This is a genomic window from Candidatus Obscuribacterales bacterium (assembly GCA_036703605.1).
Taxonomy (GTDB): Bacteria; Cyanobacteriota; Cyanobacteriia; order RECH01; family RECH01; genus RECH01.
Genome location: DATNRH010001008.1, coordinates 1 through 1,821 on the forward strand (window position 1 = coordinate 1; position 1,821 = coordinate 1,821).

Sequence of the window (1,821 nt, forward strand, 5' to 3'; positions counted from 1 at the left end):
ATTGATCGTTACAAGGACTACATGAAGCGAGCCCGGTTCCTAAACGTGACTGGCCGCACCAAGGCTGCATTGTGTGGCGCTGTATTCCGCCGTGACCCTACCTGCGAACTGCCGACAGCTATTGAATACCTGAAAGAAGATGCTGATGGCGCTGCCGAGTCGCTGACCCAGGTAAGCAAGCGGGCCATTGATGATGCGCTGATTACGGGCCGCTATGGCTTCTTGGTTGACTACCCAAGCGCACCAGAGGGCATGACCAGTGAGATGGTTGCAGAGCTTGGCCTGCGGGCTCACATCTCCACGTACAAGGCTGAGTCAATCATCAACTGGAAAACCATGACCATTGCAGGTCGTCAGATTCTGACGCTGGTGGTGCTGCACGAGAAGGCAATGGAGCCGATTGACGAGTTCGATGAGAAAGAGGTTGACCGCTACAGGGTGCTTCGCCTTGATGACTCAATGAACTACTATCAGCAGGTTTATGACGAGCATGATCAGCCGCTGACAGAACCGATGTATGCCCGCGATAGTTCAGGGGCCATGTTCAATGTGATTCCCTTCGTATTCGTCGGTGCAGAGGACAATAAGCCCAGCATTGACGAGGCCCCGCTATCTGATCTAGCTGACTCCAACGTAAGCTGGTATCAGGTATCAGCAGATCACATGGAGAACCTGCATATACACGGGCAGTTGACCCTTGGCATTGCTTCAGATATGAGCGCTGCGGAGTTCAAGGAGTCCAATCCCAATGGCGTAAACGTTGGCTCAAGAGCGGGGCATTTTCTTGGACCTAACGGAAAGTTTACAGACGTAAGCGCTCCAGAATCCAGCAGCTTAAGCAAGGCGCTTGAGGACATCAAAGATGACATGATTGCTATTGGTGGCCGCATCATCCAGCCCAAGACCGGCCAGCGCACAGCAGAAGAGGCGCGTATTGATTCAGCCTCTGAGATGTCCATCCTTGAGACTCTGGTTGGTAACGTGTCGGAAGGCATCGAGAAGGCTTGTGAGTTCGTCGCCCGGTTCATGGGTGCTGACCCTGAGCAGGTAGAGTTCAGCCTTAACCGTGAGTTCTGGGATCAGACACCAGATCCGCAGATGCTGGCAACTATCATGGGCCTGGAAGATCGAGGCCACATGGCACAGCAAGACATTCGGGATTACCTCCGGCGCACTGGTGTACTGAAGGCTGAGCGGTCAGACGAGGAAATTGACGAAGACGTTAGCCAGGATGGCGGGATTCCTGTTGAGCCCATTGCATGAGTGCTAATGGCTACCTAGTCGAGACGCTGACAAGACACCAGATATTCTTGCAGCGGTTTGGCGGTGGTGTGATCAATGACCTTGAGCCTGTGCTTGAGAAGATGGTGCAGGAGATCCGCGCCCGCCTGCTCATGGCACCGACTGACTTTCAGTTGCAACGGCTTCAGGTATTGCTTGGCGAACTAGATGCCATCATCCGTGAGTCTGGGGGTGAGTATGGGCGGCAGCTACAGCTTAAGCTGGAAGAGTTCGTCGAGTATGAATCCGGCTTTACGCTTAGGGTATTAGGTGAAGTGGTCAACGTAGACCTTGCCGCCCCTGCCCCGAATCAGTTAGCCGCAGCCGTCACCCAGTCAGCCGCTCGCTTGCTACAGGGCGATGTGGTGCGCGAGATGACCGTCCCGCAATTGGTGGAGCAGTTCACCAAGGCCAAGCGTCAACAGGTATTGCAGGTCGTCAGGGCTGGCTACATTGAGGGCGCTACCCTTCAGGACATTGTGCGGCGTGTTGGTGATGTGACTGACAAGGCATCCAAGCGCCAGGCAGCGGCGATGGTTC

General features: G+C 54.7%; 2 protein-coding genes. Both read left to right on the forward strand.

Annotation, left to right across the window (positions count from 1 at the left end; all coding sequences use genetic code 11):
• A partial coding sequence (locus V6D20_20625) for a DUF4055 domain-containing protein (GenBank protein ID HEY9818185.1) occupies nucleotides 1–1,263 on the forward strand: 1,263 nt, incomplete at its 5' end.
• The coding region (locus tag V6D20_20630) for a hypothetical protein (protein HEY9818186.1) at nucleotides 1,260–1,821 on the forward strand (562 nt) is incomplete at its 3' end. The genes V6D20_20625 and V6D20_20630, both read left to right, overlap by 4 nt.